The sequence below is a fragment of the Candidatus Limnocylindrales bacterium genome (genome assembly GCA_035559535.1).
Lineage (GTDB): Bacteria > Moduliflexota > Moduliflexia > Moduliflexales > JAUQPW01 > JAUQPW01.
This window is the reverse complement of record DATMBG010000012.1, coordinates 272,306-289,682: the sequence shown is the minus strand read 5'-3', so window position 1 is coordinate 289,682 and position 17,377 is coordinate 272,306. Positions and strand designations below refer to the sequence as shown.

Sequence of the window (17,377 nt, the reverse complement as noted above, 5' to 3'; positions counted from 1 at the left end):
CCAGGTTAATCATAGACATGGCCCATGCTTTGGAGTTGAAGGTTTTAGCGGAGGGGGTGGAGACGGAGGAGCAGTTGTTTTTTTTATGTGCCCAACAGTGTGATGAGGCCCAGGGTTACCTGTTTGGTAAACCTGTACCGGCAGAAGCCTGTGAGAAACTTTTACAAGAAGACCGGTATTTACTGCCCGATACCAACTCTAAATAGAAATGTCGTATAACCTGCAGGACGATCCCCCAGGATTGCCCTTAAACAGGGTAGCCACAAGGAGTTACCCCCATAGGCATCAAGCTAAGGATCAGGCATGGGGTCTAGACGCTTTACCACCTCCACGTCAGGATAAGCTGAAAAGCTCCGCCAAGGGACGAACCGTTAATAGCCTCTGACGTAAATCGGAGGATTCAGTCATTTAGAATTTTTTCAAGCTCCGTAGCTGTTAAACAGGTCGCTCCGCTGGGACTAACCTTCCTATCCTGGCGCTTAAGAGAGGTTAGGTGGTATAGGTACCGGGTTAAGGCACCTCCCTCCCCCTCTCACCCTCCCCGTCCACGGGGAGGGTGAGAGGGGGAGGGAGAGGGAACTTCGCTTCAAAGTTCCTTCCCCTGTAAAGCGGAGGAAGGTCAGGAAGGGAGGTGCCCCTCAGGTACCTCACTCGTATCCCGGCGCCTAGAGGGGTTAGAAAAAAGATACCCCTCACTTCAACATAGAAATGGTATGAGAACTCAAAATAGAGAGGGTTTTTAAAGAGATATGCGGGGATATATCCCCGAGATTTTACAAAATTAAAACATTGGACAAACTCAAATTTTATTTTTTGTGGATACCGGTCCGTCTTAGCTTTCTTCACCCCGACTCAAAACTTGAAAATCAAAAACCAGAAGGGTGGAATAATTTTTATGAACCCTTTAATACCATCCAGTTAACGGGACATTCTGTCCAGGATACCATACAGGGCCTGGTTGATTTTCTCAAAGTCAGTCTCGTGGGACAGTATTTCATCTGGTTTTTGAATGTACCTGCCTTCAACAAGCTCATCTGCACAGTTGGCGAGGAGTTGTTCAACGCTTTCCTTTGTGGACTCCAGATGAAACTGTAAGCCGAGAACTTTTTCTTTATAGAGAAACGCCTGGTTCTGACATCCTTCACTTTGAGCCAGCCAGACCGTACCCCGTGGTAATTCGAAAGTATCACCATGCCAGTGAAAAGCTGTGAGTCGCGGGGGTAAGAAGTTGAAAAGCGGCGAGGTCTGGGCTTCAGGGGTAAATTCAATGGGAAACCAGCCTATTTCCTTGTAACGGTTTCGGAACACCCTTGCACCCAGAACATCAGCAATTAACTGCGAACCCAAACAGATGCCTAAAACAACTTTCTCTTTTGAAATTACCTGCTCAATGAACCGTTTCTCCCTGGACAACCAGGGATACCTGTCCTCTTCGTAAATGTTCATGGGCCCACCTAAAACCACCAGCCAGTCAATTTCATCAACCGGGGGTAACGGTTCGTTTTGATAAAACCTGGTGACAGACAGCAAGTGACCTCTGGTCTTCGCCCATTGTTCGATGCTGGCGAGACCTTCGAACGGAACATGTTGTAAATAATGAATTTTTATCATAACCATTCTTCTATCGAAATTTCAGAAATCTCACAGATGCTTCTTTAATCCATGGGCCTAAAATAGATCCGGTTACCATGACCTATAGTATGAAGCAGGAATTGAGATTCCGGCAAGGAAAAAGTTAAAGTGTTTTTTAATCCTTGTAGAAGAAACATCAAAAATAACACAAATCTTCTCTCTTTAAACTTGACAGGAGCAGGGATAATTAATAACTTTGATTCAAGGTAAAATCTCTTTATCAAGGTTCATCATCTTTTTATATAAAGGATCTCCCATGCTGAGACAGCAAAATTTACTTCTTAACAAGCAAGAAGTTGCTCAAAGGAAGATCGTATTGGAATCTAAACCTTTGACGTTGGATGTAGCCATTACCAACGATTGTGATATTGACTGCATCATGTGCTTTACCAAGTACATGAACCATCACGATATGAGCCCGGAAGTTTTTGAAAGTGTCCGGCAAATATTCCCTTATCCCATGGAGATCCGATGGAACGATGCGGGGGAGATCCTGGCAACCAAAAATCCGGAGTACTATCTGGACATTATCAATGAAGTCCGACCCCCCAAGAGTTATGTTTCTACGAACCTTCTGACAGCGGATAAATATATCGATAAAATTGTGGCTGGTGGTTTGACCCATATTAGTGTGTCTATGGATGCGGCCACGCCGCAGACGTATCGATCCATCCGGGTTGGGAGTAACTTCGAACGGGTCGTCAACAACCTGAAGCTGATTAAAGCCTATAAAGAACAGAAGAAAACCGAAATACCCTATATAACTCTGGTCTTTGTGGCCATGAAAAAAAATATCCAGGAGCTGCCGCTTTTTGTGGAACTGGCCCACGAGGTTGGAGCCAGGGAGATCCACGTTTTGAGGCTTTTAACGGCTCCTACAGGGGTCCAACTCTACCAAACCCTCGATCCGGTTGTCGAAAAGCATTATTATCGAATCGCCAAGAAGAAAGCCGATGAGTTGGGAATTAAGCTCTGCCATATTGCCTGGACCGATGAGGAATTACTGCGAGATTCTCAGAACGCCGAAACCGAACAGGTTTCCTCGTTACTGGCATCAAGCCGTGTACCTTATCCCTATCGAACCATTCATCGACCTTTTATAGAATCTCGAATTCGAGACATACCCTTCTGCCGTTCTCCCTGGCAGGAGATGCTGGTGGATGTAGACGGCAATGTACGCCCCTGCTGTTTTATGCCCAATATTATGGGTAATGTCAAAGAGGCTTCCCCTCTGGAAATTTGGAATAACGAAAATTATCAAAGGATCCGGCGTAAGCTCTTAAATCATGATCTCTCGGATTGTAAACAATGTGGCATTGTAGCTAAAGTTTTTACCTCCTACGAACCGTTGTATCCAGATGCCGAGACGACTCCCATTGAGATCCGTTTAAATTCCCTCAAGCGGATGTACCGACTGGATACCGATTATACCGAGCCGGGCCCCTGGAGTCATCCCCCTCCCTTAAACCTTAAATTGGGGAATCAGACTCTAGCTTTAAATACCAAATGGCAGCTTCTCTCAGAGGATCGAAAAGGAAGCCCTGGGTTGGAGAAATCCCATACTTTGCCGGATGAGCTGGGGGATGCCGTAACTACCATGAAACAAACCCAGGCTCCTGATTTTAATTATGAGATCAAGTCCCATCGGCGTTTTCTCGGTCGGTTGATTGTATTTGCGAAGAAGCTTCTCTTTCGACCTCTTCGGGCGTACCTGGAGCATATCCTCCGAAATCAACAACTCTTCAATCTCCAGGTCATACAGTTCTGTGAGCTTATGTTGAAGCGCCAAAGGGACTTTAATGCGACTGTGGTCAAATATCTCAACCATCTCACCGAATACACCGGAAAGAGCTTCGAAAGGCAGATAGATTTCAATGGGGATACTCTCCGGGCTTTGAACTTACTGGCCCGACAAGGGAATGAACTCGAGCGGAGCCTCCAGATTCTTCTAGAATCCTCCACAGACTACTGGCACTGCTTATGGAATAGCTTGGGAGATCAAATGGCCCAATCTTATGACCAATCAGTTCCTTTAAGAAAAGCCGAAGAGATCTTTTATCGGGTCGAATATATTAATCATGGTACTCCAAAAGAAATGGAAAGCGGACAAACTTATACGATTCCTTTGACTTTTAAAAATACCAGTTTCAGTCCCTGGTTCCGAAGTGGGCCCCACGCTGTTCAATGTTCCTATCAATGGTTCCGTGCAGAAGATGAATCCCTGGTATGTGAAGGGACCAGAACCTTACTTCCTCACGATTTACTTCCTTTACAAGAAATAACCATCCAGGCCCGGCTTACAGCTCCTGAAACAAGCGGTCGCTACCTACTTAAATGGGACCTCCTCTCAGGCAACCAAATCTGGTTCCATCAATATACCCGACAGACTCTGGAAGTACCTGTTACGGTAAAATAACGGGTCGTAACGATCCGGGTTGTTCCGGCTATAAAAACAACCTCACCCTTTTCTCCCATGCTTCTTTCCCCTCCTTACAGGGGTATTTTTTTGAGTCAGTCGTTTGCGAATCCCCTGCCTTGTTTGCATTGAGCTGGTCGGAGGACGACCCTCAGCCTCTGGCCGGGAATTCACCCCTTCAACTGGGCTCGGGACGAGGGGAACGGTCTAAAATTAAAAAAATACTCCTAAAAGCCTTTCCCCTCTTCCGAAGCTTCGAAAGAGGGGAAAGGGGGATAAGGTAGAAGGTTTTATCGAACCTGAAGACGGGTCGTCTCTGTATCTACAACCCCATTGGCACTGACTCTGGCCTGCAGGGTATAGGTACCCGGTCTGGCGTTTGAGGGAAGCGTGATAGGAACAGTGGTTACATAGGTCCCATCCGGGCGTTGGACCTGGATACTGGTATTTCCAATATTTTCGTTACCCTGACTGATCCGCCACTCTTCGGTGACCACTGTTGGAGGAGTGCTTCCTAATACCGCGTACCTCATTTGGAGATTTACCCGATCTCCCGGGCGAGCGGTGGAAGGAATAACCTGTACCTCTTCTAACTTGACAAGGGTCCCCGAAGGACTGCCGTATTTATTAACCGTCGCTTCCCGAGTGGCCTCCTGTTTCTGAATGTAGTCCCCCAACAGAGCCCCTGCCAAACCTCCCAGCAGAGCACCCACCAATTCGTTTCCCCCGGCCACTCCCGCAATAACTGCACCTGCCCCTGCACCGGCGGCACCACCGATAATGGCACCTTTATGTCTCTCGGTAGTTCCTCCACACCCTGCCGTCACTACTATAAGTAAAAGACAAAGACTTCCGATGAAAACTTTGTTTTTCATGATCTGTTTCACCTTTCCTGTAATGCCTTTTCAAGTTGAAAAGGATACCCCAAACTTACCCCGACGAGTGACAACAGGAGCAAAACAATTCCACAAAGCAAAGAGATGGCTTTGTCCCTTTCACTCCAGTAGATGCCAACTCCTGTCGCTCCGTGCAAGGACAGGCTCCCCATCAGCTTGAAAAGGTATAATTCCCTAGCTACAGAATTACACAGCTAAATAACCCCTTAGCCTCCGAAATAGGAAAGGGACTATCTCTATAACTAAAGGATCCTGTTTTATGATTTTTCGGTTTTTACTTCTTTACTGTTATAAAAGTTCTCTCATTAGAATAAATAGTCAAGGTTTAACATACCTTTAGAAAAAAATTTTGAAGAGCTGGATTAAATTAGAAATATTTATGAATTTCTATATCCTTTGGGGCTTTTGTAATCAATAATTTTCCAAATTCAGGGAATACTTTTTGCCAGTAAGTGACCACATGGGGATCCGGCTCAATAAAGCGGATATTATACCGGGAGGTATAAGGGGATTGCATAACCCAAAATTTTGCTGCAAGCCCCGGATAAATATTCTTTCCCACAAAACCGTTGATAGGCTCCTCACTGTTATAAAAATAGATGGGTTGAGTTGTTCCGTTTGAGCGGATGCGGGAGATGAAGTTTTGATCGAAACTATCGGCGATGGCGCATTCCATAACAATACGACTGGCCCTTAGATTAAGGGTATTACCCCAAAAAACAACGGCCGAAAGCAGGAAGATACTCCCTAACCAGAGAGTAGAAACAGAGGAAGATCGCGCTTTCTGTAAAATCTTACGGAACTGCTCGAAGAGGAGAGCCAGAGACATGGCGATGAGTAAAGATGGAAAATATTGATAGCGACTATATTCGGTCAGGGCCTTTAAGGCAGTTTCTGAGTTAAAATTATATAAAATCAGATAAGGGGTCGTTCGTCCTATATGGACAACTGTGTAAAAACAAAGGATCACCGCAAATAGTAAGACGAATCGAAATAAAGCTGTTTTGCCGGGACGACTTAGCCCGACCCCTACAAAGAATGTACCTATCGCGAGGACACCGGCCAGGGTACTATGCTCGGGAAATCCGAGGAACCCTGCCCATCCGTTTGAAGTAAAATAAAGAAGTACCCTTGGAAAATAATTCAGGATGATCTGTCTGTCCAGGAGAGTGGAAGTTCGAGCCAGGGAAAGATGGATAATGGTCAGGATAGCCAAAGGAAGTAAGGGAAATAACATTCCCAGGACCTTTTTCGATCTGAATTTTAAACCCTGGGTATAACCCATACTCCAGGCCAGGGGAAATACCAGGATGGTATACACATAACCCGAAATAAAGAAAATCGGTCCAAGGGCCAGTATAAGCGCCGAAAAATAATATTTTATCGAGATAGAATCAGATCTAAAAGCCCTTCTGGCAAGGAGTATGGCCAGGAGGAAAAAAAGTGTTGAGAACGAAAGGGCTCCCAGGGCCGCATGCCATTCCATTCCTCTGTAAAATACCGCACTGGTACCCCATAGTCCTGAAAAAAGAAAAGCAAGAAAAGGATGAACATCCATTTTTTGGAGAATGGAATAGAAAAGAAGAGAATTAAGGATATGAACCGTGAGGAGAATGACAAAAAAAGAATGACTGTCGTACCCAAACAACTTATAAAGGATTAAAACTTCTAACTTAAAAAGTGGATAAAAATGACCGCCCAATGAGGCCGACAGATAGTCGGTTAGCTTCATCCAATGTAAATCAAAAAGATAGACAAAATCGTCATATTGGAAGCAGCTCTGGACGATATAGCCGTATCTGAAAAGCACCAGGATGGGTAATACAAGAACCGGTAAGACTTTTACAGCATATTGGAAAAACGCTATTTCTTTGAATCCTCTAACCCTCATCTTCTTCCTTACATCCATTCGAGCCCCTTACCTTAAGAATCCACGTACCGGAAAGAGTAGCCATGAAAGAGCCCAATCCCATAAGGGTTAACCAGGCCCCGACTTTATAGGAAGCAGGTTCATATTTAAACAGGACCTCGTGCTCTCCAGAAGGTAGGAAAACAGACCGTATAAAATAATCCGTCAAAAGGATCTCCGATTCTTTTCCATCTATATAAGCCCGCCAGCCGGGATAGAAAGAATCACTCAGAACCAGGAAGCCTGGGCGTTCTGCCTTAGTTTTAATGGAGATTCTGGTCGGTTCATAGCGGACGATTCGGGCCTGGGAATTATCTTCCAGGGTAGTAGAACCCGGGAGGGTTGAGGTGGTGTTATAGTCTTCCAACCTGAAGAGATCGTCATGCCGCACCGAAGGTTCCTTCTCAAGAATGATCTGACGACCCAGGTCGAAGTGATCATCTTTCAATCGCTCCAACACCTTCGCTTCTCGTACCGAAGGTTCCGGATCCCAGATGACTTCGGCCTGATGAACGATAAATGCTCTGGGTAATACCCGATGATTCCGATATACTTTTACTTCTCCATCATAAACTTCTTCAAAGGAAGCCTGGGAGGCGAAGCTATAGACTTTAAAGCCGGCATCTCCTGGGGCAGGTTGTCCGTTCAGGTAAAGTTGTCCCTCCGGGTAAAGGTCTAATTGATTTGTCCAGAGAGTTACCGTATTGGATACGGTGGCTTCAGGGGCCGTTAATTCAAAATAGAAGGTCTTACCTTTGGATCCCGGAATAGGTGGAAATGAAACGGTATAATAAGTATTATCCTGGATGTCGGTCATGGGGATCCAGGTAGTATATAAAATGGTCTCGCTGGTGGGAGATTCTTTCAGTTTAAATAAAACTCTTCCGGTATTAAACCGCTGATAGGTTCCAAAAAAAAGACCGATGGCACAAAGATCTCCATGGGAGATGAACGTCTGACCTACCGAGACTCCGGGGACCAGAGATTCCGCTGGAACCGCTCCACCTCCCATGGGATAGACACTACTCTCTAAATGAAAATAAGGGGGAGCTCCTTGCTTATCGGTCACTACATATTTCAGGTTCAAGAGATTGAAAAACCGATTGTCCACATTCCGAATCTCCCCTACCGGAAGGCCTCCTGTAAAAAACCAGTTGGTATAGAGCTCTTTGTCGATTAAGTTGGCTGCAAACATCCAGAACCGCCGATTGATCAATCCGTTCACAAACCCAATACTGTTTAACTCATAGGCACTGGGGGTATTAGGATACAAATACCCATCCAGAGCATATACCCGGAATGTCTCCGGATCCGACTTTAAGAACTTAACAAAGGGGGGTTCTACGAAAGGAGGATATCGATCCATATGATCGTGGGGCATCAAGATAAATAACTCTCCTATCAGCCCCAGCCCTATCCAGGTCGCAAAACCTGTCTGGGTCAGAACTCTGAGAGACTTTAACCACAACCCGAGTAGAATGAGTCCTCCTAAAACTAAGGCGGGTAAGGTTTGCCAAAAGGCATCCTTCAATAAAATGGCCCCATTGGGTTTTTCCACCATCCTGGGATAGGTCACTTTCCATAACAGACCAATCAGAAGCCAGCCGAGTAAAACCAATCCTCCCAACAACCAGCCCCGATATTTTCCCTGTCTGATACGGTTTAACTGAGTACTCATTAAGACAACGGCGGAAAACGTCAGCTCCGGAGGGAAATATCGGGTGAAATGACTTACCTTAAAGAAGGGAAGATGACCCACAAAGTCATGGAAGCTCTGGATGAGATTGTAACCCTGGATGAGAAAAAAAGTAATCATAAGGGTAAAGAACAAATGTTTTTTTCGGAAGCTGATTCCCTCCAGGGTAGCCAGAGCGACCAAAAGAACAACTCCAAACCCCAGATAACCGGGTTGGAAGTCCCAAACGACTCCATCCCAGGATTGATGAAGAGGTCCAAAGAAATAGGGAAGTACCAATAAAATGAGATCCCGGGGAGGTAAAGACCATAAACCTACCAGAAGATTGGGATCATGCCGACCGAGATAAGACAGTTGAACAAACTCCAAAAAAGGAAGAACCATGATCGCACAGAGTAGCAACCCTATGGCATAGGACCCTGCCAGACAGAACAATCGCTGCAAAAAAAGAAGTAAGGGAGTGGAAGAGTCAAGGAACCGGGAGGTGAAGGGTCTTCCATACTTCTCCTTTTCCGCAAATAAGCAGCGCATGAGAAAGTAGCCGGTGGCAAAGAACATAGCAAAAAAACTGGGCTCCGGATGACCTCCTAAAATCATCAATCCCACCATACCTCCCTGGAGTACAACCCGTTTGACTCCAGGCTCTTGATAGAGTTTCTCGGTTGTGTACATCAAGCCCGGCAGTAGCATGGCAGCATGGATAAAGACGATGTTGATATGGAGAACCATGTGTCCACAAAACATGTAGGCCATTCCTCCCACTAAGGCACTGAGTGGGTCGAGTTGAGAAACTTTTCTGAGGAACAGGTACATAAGAACTCCGGCTAAGAAGATCCGAAGTATAAGGTAAAAATCCCACATGGCCGGATGCGGGGTCAGGTAGAGCAAAAAACTTAAAGGAAAAAACACCGTGGAAATCATGTCTGCATTGAGGGGTGTACCAAGTCCGGTATGAGGGTCCCATAGGGGGAGGATACCTCGATGATAGAGCAAGGAAGTTAAATGGGTAGCCGGCTCATGGATCCATGCCGAAGCAAAGGGATCCATCACAGGGGAAGTGGTAATACGACGGCCCGAGTAACCATAAGCTCCCGAAGGGGTTGTGCTGGGAACCAAATTGGTGGTCAACAGAGTCCTTCTCAAAAAGATCACGTCATAGAAAAAAACACATACCACCAGCACCAGGGCGATTATAGCCATCCAACTTCTTGTTGGTTGCCCTCTACCTGGGGGCAGCAGGTTCGATGAGCTCCCTGCGGGGTTGTAAATCTTTTGGATGATGAGGATCGGACGTCGGACAAGGGACAAAATCCAACGGATTACAAAAAATAACCCCAGTAAACCCCACACCCTGGGAAGCAAAAAAAGGATTATCTCTACTGCTCTCTGAACCTGATAATGTCGGAAACTGAGGGGAGAAGGAAAAAGTACATGGGAAGGAATTTTTTGCAGGGCCGGAGTGACTTTGAAATTTGTCCCTGAAGGTTGGATCCAGGCTATTTCCATACGGTAATAACCCCCAGCCTGAAAATACCTTACCCGAATTTCATGGATCCCTCTCTCCAGTTGGATCTGCCCCCGTACTTCTTCCAACCCGTGGGTTCCGCCGTTGTCCACTACAAGCTGATCATCTATATACAACCAGGATCCGTCATCAGAGCGGGTGGCAAAAGTATAAAGCCCGGAATGGGAAAGAGCAATAAAACCTCGCCATTCTACACTGAATCGATTACTGGAGAAAGCAGGACGGTGTTTTCGGAGAATCTCATCTGAAATTTCAGGATCAATCTGAGTAAATTGAGGGGTTCCCTTCCATTGAGGATTTGCGTAATAAACTCCTACCAGGCCGTGGTTTAAAAGGAGCTTTGAAGCAAATACATAAAAGCCCACAAAGAGAAAGGCCAGACCAATCAGTACAACCAGCAGCAGTTTCCGCAAGGGAGGAACAACACCTAATCCATTACCAGTCATAGGTCATTCCCTATCGATTAACTAGTCATTACGCATAGGACGGGCTGTATAGGATTCAAATATAATAAGCTCTGAAGATGACATGACCCCTGGATTTCCATCCCCGTTCATAGCCAGCAATGGGTTGGCAGCCAAACTGGATGGGGGAATAGGACTCTGTACACCAAACGGAAATAGCCTCTTCCTTAGGAGAATCCTGGGATTCCAGGTAGAAATAATAGAGTTTTCCCTGGGAATCAGGTTGCTGTGGAAAAACAAAGGAATAAAATCTGTTGTCCCGAATCTCAGAAGCCTTAAGGGAAAGGGAGATAATTTCTTCCCCTTTTTTCCCATCCTTCCTGAGACAAAAAGTCAGGTTTCGAGTATTTCGTCTGAAATAGGTTGCAAATTTAATATCAATTCGATAAAGATTGGGATAGGAAGCAATAAAAGATTGACCAACCTGATTTTTACCCCATATTCCACAGGAAGGATATTCTGTCAATTTTAACTGTTTTCGCCGTCGAAAGGTTCTCAGGTTGGCGAAGAACCCGAGGATATTAGGAGTAGGGAAGCGGGAAAGTGGGGAAGTGTGGGAGTGGGAGAGTGGGGAAGTGTAGGTATTTATACCCTCATACCCCCTTACTCCCCTACTCCCATACTCCTCCATTCCTATACTTTCTTTCTTAGATTTTCTCGGATTTCTACAAAACTTGATCAAGGGCTTTAGGGTATTGTCCCAGGTGAACTCTTTCGAAATAGCCTGAATATTATGGGTACAGCGCTGTCTGAAATCTTCATCGTCCATCAGTTTCAAAATAGCGGTAGCCAACCCTTCTGCATCACCGGGTGCCACACTGAGTCCCAGGGGCTGCGAATCAACCCGATAACTGAAGGAGTCTCCCCTTGTGGTCAGGATGGGGAGGCCTGCCCAAATATAGTCCAGTATTTGATTCCTGGAAGAAAATTGGGCCGCCAGACTGGCCGAGTGAATACTGACACCGACATCTGCTTCCAGAAGGTAATTTGACTTCTCTTCAGAGGACACTCGAGGGCTAAAAAACACCATCGTATTGTATAAAGCAAAGGTTTTAGCCATATCGATGGCATCAAACAGCCTTTCCTGACCCATGAAAAGAAGTTTAATATCGCTTCGTTCTCTCCGGATTAACACAAAAGCTTTTAGGAGGGTTATAGGATCTAATCCTTCTATCGAACCCCCGGTACCGGAAGCTTCAGCCGTCCAGATCAGAAGTTTATCGGTGAGTTTGATACCCGGATAGACGCCTTTAAGTACCTGTCGAGAATGAACGGGCTTCTCCTCTGGAATCCCGGAGGGTACCAAATCGATAAGATTTTTGAGGTATGGATCTTCTTCATAAACTCTGGAGGTAATCCGGTTTTGGGAGTAGAGCATTCCCAGCCAGAAGTCCCGTTGAGCTTCATGGGCATACAGGAAATAGTCTCCCATCCGTAATAGGTGGTTGAGTTGCGAGATGGCTTCAGGATGGATCTGGATTTTAACCATCGGGTCTTTCGCTTTATCCAGGTTTTCCAGGAAGGGAGGAAGGGACAGATCCACCACAGAAATTTTTTCCAAAAACCCCGTGGAAGGAAACAAATCTAGAATCTGCCTTTGAAGGACGACCACCTCACAGGCATCCACATACTTTTTGAGGGTGTTTTCGTCTCCTGGATTACATCGGGCTAAATAAAGGTTTCCCGATTCTTTGAAGGTATTTTCTTCTTGGGAACAGATCCCGATGGTTACATGGGTTACCGGAAATAACTTGCTCAGCCTTCTGGCCATTTCATAAAATCGGGTTCCGACTTCAGGTACGCGATTTAAACCTTCTTCAACAGATAAGAAGAGTATTCGAGTTTTGACAGTCGGTACTTTGGATTTATGAACCCGTACAACCGTTAAAATTCCATTTCCTTCACCCACAGGTCTTCCAATAGCATAATGACCTATTGTTTCAATAACTTCCCATCCCAGATAATCCATCAATGCTAGCATGTCCTCTGGCCATTCCCAGGTATGAAAATGGATATCGATCTTGGTCCCCTCTTTGACCTGCTGTTTCAGAATAGTTCGAAAGCCCTCGATTTTTTCCCAGAAAGAATTGGCCTTTGAAGTAGGATCTGATCCATTTAAGGGATCGACCAGAATGGTTTTATCCCTCTGCTCAGCCTCAATAACGGGAACAGAATAATTACACCACTCATCAATATGGGTAGGATCGGGATTACTCACATTCTTCTCGTAATCCTCGATGAAATGAGATAGTGGAGTAACACCGCGGTATTTATCAAAGGTACGGCCTTTTTGGGGGACAACAATGAAAAGGACCCCGCCATCTCGAACGACCCGATACCATTCCTTGAGGGCCTTAATGGGATTGGGAAAGTGTTCCAGCATATGGGAGGCGATCAAAAAATCAAATTGATTATCCTGAAATTGATACAGGTTATCGGCCTCCATAACATAATCGACGCGATAGTGTTTACCTGCAAAATCGGTCTTGTTATCCACCAATACCGTATCAACACCTTTAACCGGATTATCCGACGGACCTATCTCGACGCCTTTTCCTACACAGTATTTTTTTACTATGTCATCGGTATAAACCCAACCCTCTGGGGATGGAGAGGTCTGATGATCTTCGTTCATGGGATGTTGGTATCAACTTGATAGGTGGAGTACTTTGTTTACCTAGTTTTGCTTAACTTTTAAGCGGCCCTCACCCCAGGTCCCTCTCCCGAAGCGGGAGAGGAGGGCAGTTAGGAAATTGGCCCGGAAATCCGTTGACTTCCCTCTCAGGAGCGCGGGAGAGAGGCTGGAGTGAGGGCAGAGAATTCCACAAATTTAACTTAACAAAGTAATAACCTGTTCCACCCATTAAGTTGATATAGATTCATTTTCCTGTTTCTCCCTGGTGATCTAAGGAGTCTTGATACTGAGATACCTGTCAAGCTAAATAATCACTTTTGGATTTCTGGAGTGGCCCAGAAGACTTCCCCATCCTTATCCATCAAAGCCAGGCTAGGGTCTCCTTCATCGGAGAGGGAAATCCTCATCCGGGTTTTACCGGTTGCATCTATAAAAGCTAAACTCGGACTTCCGGCTTCTGATAAGATGATTATGACCCTGACTTTATCGTTGAAGTCTTTTAAGAACAAGCCCGGTTGGTCGTTTTCTAATGTCCCCCATCTACCATGAACCTTACCGGCCTCATCCAAAAGAAGGAAATCTTCCGAAGCAATAATTTTTTGAATCTGCTGGATAGGATTGGCCACATGCCTGCGCTCCTGAGAGGCTATAGCTCCACCTGCGAAGCTGGAGAGGATTACCAGGATTACCAGGAAACCATATTGTCTACGATTCATTTTAAACTCCTTTTCCAAACTTTTAAGATAACGGTCTAGGATCTTTTTATGTATCAGGGATTATGTTATATTATAATAATATAGGACTCTCAGCATAGGAGAGCAAAAAGATTAAAATTTTGAAAAAAGGAGATGTCAGAGTATGGCGATTCCCGAATTTATCAAAAAAATTTCGGACACCATCTGGGAAATACCACCTTCCTATAAAGAAGGAATGCGGGTTCCTGCCCGGATTTATGCCACCGAAGAACTCTTAACTTCTATGGATGAAGGGGTTTTTGACCAGATTACCAACGTTGCTACGCTACCGGGTATCCTTAACTATGCTTACTGTATGCCCGATGCCCACTGGGGTTATGGTTTTCCCATTGGGGGGGTGGCGGCGATGGATGCAGAGACCGGCGTGATTTCACCGGGAGGAATAGGTTTTGATGTAAATTGTGGAATGCGGCTGGTCCTTACCAATCTAACCTACGAGGAAGTCAAGCCCCATCTCCAGGCTTTAGTGGATAACTTATTTAAACGCGTTCCGGCCGGGGTGGGGTGTACCGGGTTTATCAAACTTTCCCAGGATGAATTTTGCCATGTGATAGAGACCGGAGCCCGGTGGTGTATAAAAAATAACCTAGGATGGGCAGAAGATTTAACCAGAACCGAGGAAAATGGGTGCATCCAGGGAGCTGATGCCTCAAAAATCAGTAAGAAAGCCATCGAGCGGGGGAAAGATCAGGTAGGAACTTTGGGTTCCGGAAACCACTACCTGGAAATTCAGGTGGCCAAGCCCGAATATATCTTTGACCCGGAGCTGGCTAAAGCCTTTGGAATTACCATCCCCAATCAGGTGGTCATCATGTTTCATTGTGGTTCCCGGGGCTTCGGGCATCAGGTAGCTACCGATTACCTTCAGGCCTTTTTGAAGGTCATGGAAAGCAAATATAAGATCAAAATTCTGGATCGTGAACTGGCCTGTGCACCTTTCCATTCCCCGGAAGGGCAGGATTACTTTGCCGCCATGAAATGTGCCATCAACCTTTCCTTTGCGAATCGTCAGGTGATTCTCCATCGAATTCGAGAAGTATTTTCAGACGTTCTTCATCGAAGCCCTGAAGATTTAGGTATGCATATGGTCTATGATGTAGCTCACAACACGGCTAAATTAGAGAAATATGAAATTAATGGGGAGGTGCGAAACGTATTGGTTCACCGAAAGGGAGCCACTCGAGCCTTTGGTCCTGATATGGAAGGGATTCCAGATATTTATAAAAAGTTTGGGCAACCCGTCATTATTGGAGGAAGTATGGAAACCGGCTCCTATTTGTTAGCCGGTGTGGAAAGTGGCATTCAGACTTTTTTCAGCACGGCGCATGGAAGCGGGCGTACCATGAGCCGTACGAAAGCTAAAAAGCAATTTCAGGGTAAAAAACTTCAAGAAGAGATGGCCCAACGGGGAATCTATGTTCGGAGTGTTTCGTTTGCCGGATTGGCCGAAGAAGCCGGAGGAGCTTATAAAAATGTGGATCAGGTGGTTGAAGCTACCGAACGAGCCGGAATCAGTCGACGCGTGGCTCGATTCATCCCCATCGGAAATGTAAAAGGTTAACTTTATACCCTTCAGATAAAAAGTCTTTCCTCCTTTCTCCTGCAGTTGCAGGAAAGAACAGGAAAGAAGAGGTAAGGTTCTTTTAAGGGAAGTTCCCTCACAAAAGATTCAAAATGCCTTATAAGTACCTTGAAGAAATAGCTATTGCCGATATAGCCTTTGAGGCGTGGGGATCCACACCGGAAGAACTCTTTAAAGCCGCAGCCGATGCGACGATGAATGTCATGGTAGCCGATTTGAGCACCATTGCAGATGGAGAAAAGCGACGTATCGAGCTGGAAGAGGAGAATCTGGACTTGCTGTTGTTTAATTTTTTACAGGAATTGATTTATTATAAAGACGCCCAAAGGCTCCTCCTCCGGATCGATAACATCCATATCGAAAAAACTCAGAAAGGTTTTAAGCTTCGAGCAGAAGCATATGGGGAAGAGTTAAATCCTGAAAAGCATGATCTCCGGGTGGATGTAAAAGCCGTTACCCTTCATCAATTTCAGGTTAAAAAAACCTCTGAAGGATGGTGGGCCCAGGTTATCCTGGATATTTAACTTCGGTTTATGGTTTGTGATTCGTTGTTTCTCGTTATTGACTTTCCATACGTGGAGGTTCATAGAAGTGTGGGGGTATGGGAGTATGGGGGTATGGAAGAATTTACTCCCACACTCCCACATGCCCATACCCCCACAACCATGAGCCATGGACAAATGATAAAGACCCAGGTTTACACAGATATTGATTACGACAAGGAAGGTAAACAACAGGGATATTTAAGAATTCCTCATTCCAGGGATAGCTCAGGATGGGGAAATCTCTTTATACCCATAACTGTTATTAAAAACGGTCGAGGACCCACCGCACTTATTGTTGCCGGTAACCATGGCGATGAGTTTGAAGGGCAAGTTTGTATCATGAAATTGGCCCGATCTTTGAGACCGGAGGAGGTCAACGGTCGGATTATCCTGATTCCGGCTCTGAATTTTCCTGCAGCTAAAGCTGGGAAACGATTATCGCCTGTAGACGGCAAAAATATGAACAGATCCTTTCCGGGAGAAAGACAGGGTACCATGACCTCCCTTATTGCCCATTATGTAACGCACTTTCTCCTTCCCATCTCAGATATTATCTTAGACCTCCACTCCGGGGGTTATTCCATGCAGTTTATCCCCTGTGCTTTGATGCATAAAGTAGAAAACCCCGATCAGTATAAAAAGATGTTGGAAGCACTTCTTGTCTTTAATGCCCCTATTGGTTTTCTCATGCGGGAGGTTGCTGGAGAAGGACTTCTGAATGAGGAAGCAGAAAAAATGGGTAAGATTGTTATCGGGACCGAGCTGGCCGGAAGTGGACAGGTTTCCCCGACTGCTTTGAAAATTGCCGAAGTAGGCACCCGTAATGTCCTCATCCATTTCGGTTTGTTAAACGGTGAGATAGCTACCCGGGAATCCCAGGGTCTCCCGCCTACCCGCCTGGTCGAATCACCCAACCGGGAAGACTATGTCATGTCTCCTGCCGATGGGATCTACGAATCCTTCTATGAGCTGGGTACAGAAGTCAAAAAGGGTCAACCCATCGGTCAGGTTCATTTTTTAGACCGCGTGGACTGGGAACCGGAAGAGGTAAGAGCCGAAAGCGACGGACTCATGATTTGCAGACGAGGTCCCGGTCTGGTGGAGAGGGGAGATTGCGTGGCCGTAATGGCCCGGGATGTTAAAAACTCTGGGTCATGGATAAAGGAATAGGAGATAAGGGAGTAGAAAGTCCAGAAGCTGCCTTTGCCGATTCAATATTAAAGTTCATCCCTATGGGTAAGAGCAGGTTTGAAACCTGCCTTTATAGCCATGGAAATTTCTGACGCTAAATCCTCATCTCTCAGAAATTGATACGATGGTCT

General features: G+C 45.6%; 12 protein-coding genes. 5 read left to right on the top strand and 7 right to left on the bottom strand.

The window, feature by feature from the left end:
• Positions 1-206: EAL domain-containing protein (locus VNM22_04165; protein HWP46338.1), on the top strand; the 206-nt coding region annotated here is incomplete at its 5' end.
• A gap of 304 nt (positions 207-510) precedes the next feature.
• Here VNM22_04165 and VNM22_04160 read toward each other — a convergent pair.
• Positions 511-846 (bottom strand): hypothetical protein, encoded by a 336-nt coding sequence (locus VNM22_04160; protein ID HWP46337.1) that lies wholly within the window; start codon positions 844-846, stop codon positions 511-513.
• 72 nt (positions 847-918) lie between these two features.
• A complete protein-coding gene (locus VNM22_04155; GenBank protein HWP46336.1) occupies positions 919-1,611 on the bottom strand; it encodes a type 1 glutamine amidotransferase in 693 nt (230 codons plus the stop codon).
• A 277-nt stretch (positions 1,612-1,888) separates the two neighbouring features.
• On the opposite strand from VNM22_04155, the gene VNM22_04150 reads away from it, so the two are divergent.
• Complete coding sequence (locus tag VNM22_04150) at positions 1,889-4,048, top strand: radical SAM protein (GenBank protein ID HWP46335.1); 2,160 nt, start codon at positions 1,889-1,891, stop codon at positions 4,046-4,048.
• Between the two features lie 290 nt (positions 4,049-4,338).
• Here VNM22_04150 and VNM22_04145 read toward each other — a convergent pair whose 3' ends face one another.
• From VNM22_04145 to VNM22_04125, 5 genes are all read right to left on the bottom strand, one after another.
• On the bottom strand, positions 4,339-4,923 hold the full coding sequence (locus tag VNM22_04145; GenBank protein ID HWP46334.1) for a hypothetical protein: 585 nt from the start codon (positions 4,921-4,923) through the stop codon (positions 4,339-4,341).
• A gap of 388 nt (positions 4,924-5,311) precedes the next feature.
• Positions 5,312-6,835: a hypothetical protein gene (locus tag VNM22_04140; protein HWP46333.1), complete on the bottom strand. Its 1,524-nt coding sequence runs from the start codon at positions 6,833-6,835 to the stop codon at positions 5,312-5,314.
• Entirely contained in the window at positions 6,825-10,520 is a 3,696-nt protein-coding gene (locus VNM22_04135) for a PA14 domain-containing protein (protein HWP46332.1), read from the bottom strand. The genes VNM22_04140 and VNM22_04135 overlap by 11 nt, the downstream gene beginning before the upstream one ends.
• Before the next feature lie 55 nt (positions 10,521-10,575).
• The gene (locus tag VNM22_04130; GenBank protein HWP46331.1) at positions 10,576-13,173 is read right to left on the bottom strand and encodes a methyltransferase domain-containing protein; all 2,598 of its coding nucleotides are present in this window, start codon (positions 13,171-13,173) and stop codon (positions 10,576-10,578) included.
• Positions 13,174-13,484: 311 nt separating this feature from the next.
• Positions 13,485-13,889: a hypothetical protein gene (locus VNM22_04125; protein ID HWP46330.1), complete on the bottom strand. Its 405-nt coding sequence runs from the start codon at positions 13,887-13,889 to the stop codon at positions 13,485-13,487.
• Positions 13,890-14,031: 142 nt separating this feature from the next.
• On the opposite strand from VNM22_04125, the gene VNM22_04120 reads away from it, so the two are divergent.
• The 3 genes from VNM22_04120 (at position 14,032) to VNM22_04110 (ending at position 17,225) form a co-directional block, all read left to right on the top strand.
• Positions 14,032-15,489, top strand: a complete 1,458-nt coding sequence (locus VNM22_04120; protein HWP46329.1) for an RtcB family protein — start codon at positions 14,032-14,034, stop codon at positions 15,487-15,489.
• Positions 15,490-15,602: 113 nt separating this feature from the next.
• A complete protein-coding gene (locus VNM22_04115; protein HWP46328.1) occupies positions 15,603-16,034 on the top strand; it encodes an archease in 432 nt (143 codons plus the stop codon).
• 93 nt (positions 16,035-16,127) lie between these two features.
• Positions 16,128-17,225, top strand: a complete 1,098-nt coding sequence (locus tag VNM22_04110; protein HWP46327.1) for a succinylglutamate desuccinylase/aspartoacylase family protein — start codon at positions 16,128-16,130, stop codon at positions 17,223-17,225.
• Positions 17,226-17,377 lie beyond the last annotated feature (152 nt).

Excerpts from the sequence above, each read along its gene's own strand:
- VNM22_04150 (HWP46335.1), top strand. The coding sequence starts at position 1,889 with ATGCTGAGACAGCAAAATTTACTTCTTAACAAGCAAGAAGTTGCTCAA.
- VNM22_04145 (HWP46334.1), bottom strand. The coding sequence starts at position 4,923 with ATGAAAAACAAAGTTTTCATCGGAAGTCTTTGTCTTTTACTTATAGTA.
- VNM22_04125 (HWP46330.1), bottom strand. The coding sequence starts at position 13,889 with ATGAATCGTAGACAATATGGTTTCCTGGTAATCCTGGTAATCCTCTCC.
- VNM22_04135 (HWP46332.1), bottom strand. The coding sequence starts at position 10,520 with ATGACTGGTAATGGATTAGGTGTTGTTCCTCCCTTGCGGAAACTGCTG.
- VNM22_04130 (HWP46331.1), bottom strand. The coding sequence starts at position 13,173 with ATGAACGAAGATCATCAGACCTCTCCATCCCCAGAGGGTTGGGTTTAT.
- VNM22_04120 (HWP46329.1), top strand. The coding sequence starts at position 14,032 with ATGGCGATTCCCGAATTTATCAAAAAAATTTCGGACACCATCTGGGAA.
- VNM22_04115 (HWP46328.1), top strand. The coding sequence starts at position 15,603 with ATGCCTTATAAGTACCTTGAAGAAATAGCTATTGCCGATATAGCCTTT.
- VNM22_04155 (HWP46336.1), bottom strand. The coding sequence starts at position 1,611 with ATGATAAAAATTCATTATTTACAACATGTTCCGTTCGAAGGTCTCGCC.
- VNM22_04110 (HWP46327.1), top strand. The coding sequence starts at position 16,128 with ATGGAAGAATTTACTCCCACACTCCCACATGCCCATACCCCCACAACC.
- VNM22_04140 (HWP46333.1), bottom strand. The coding sequence starts at position 6,835 with ATGAGGGTTAGAGGATTCAAAGAAATAGCGTTTTTCCAATATGCTGTA.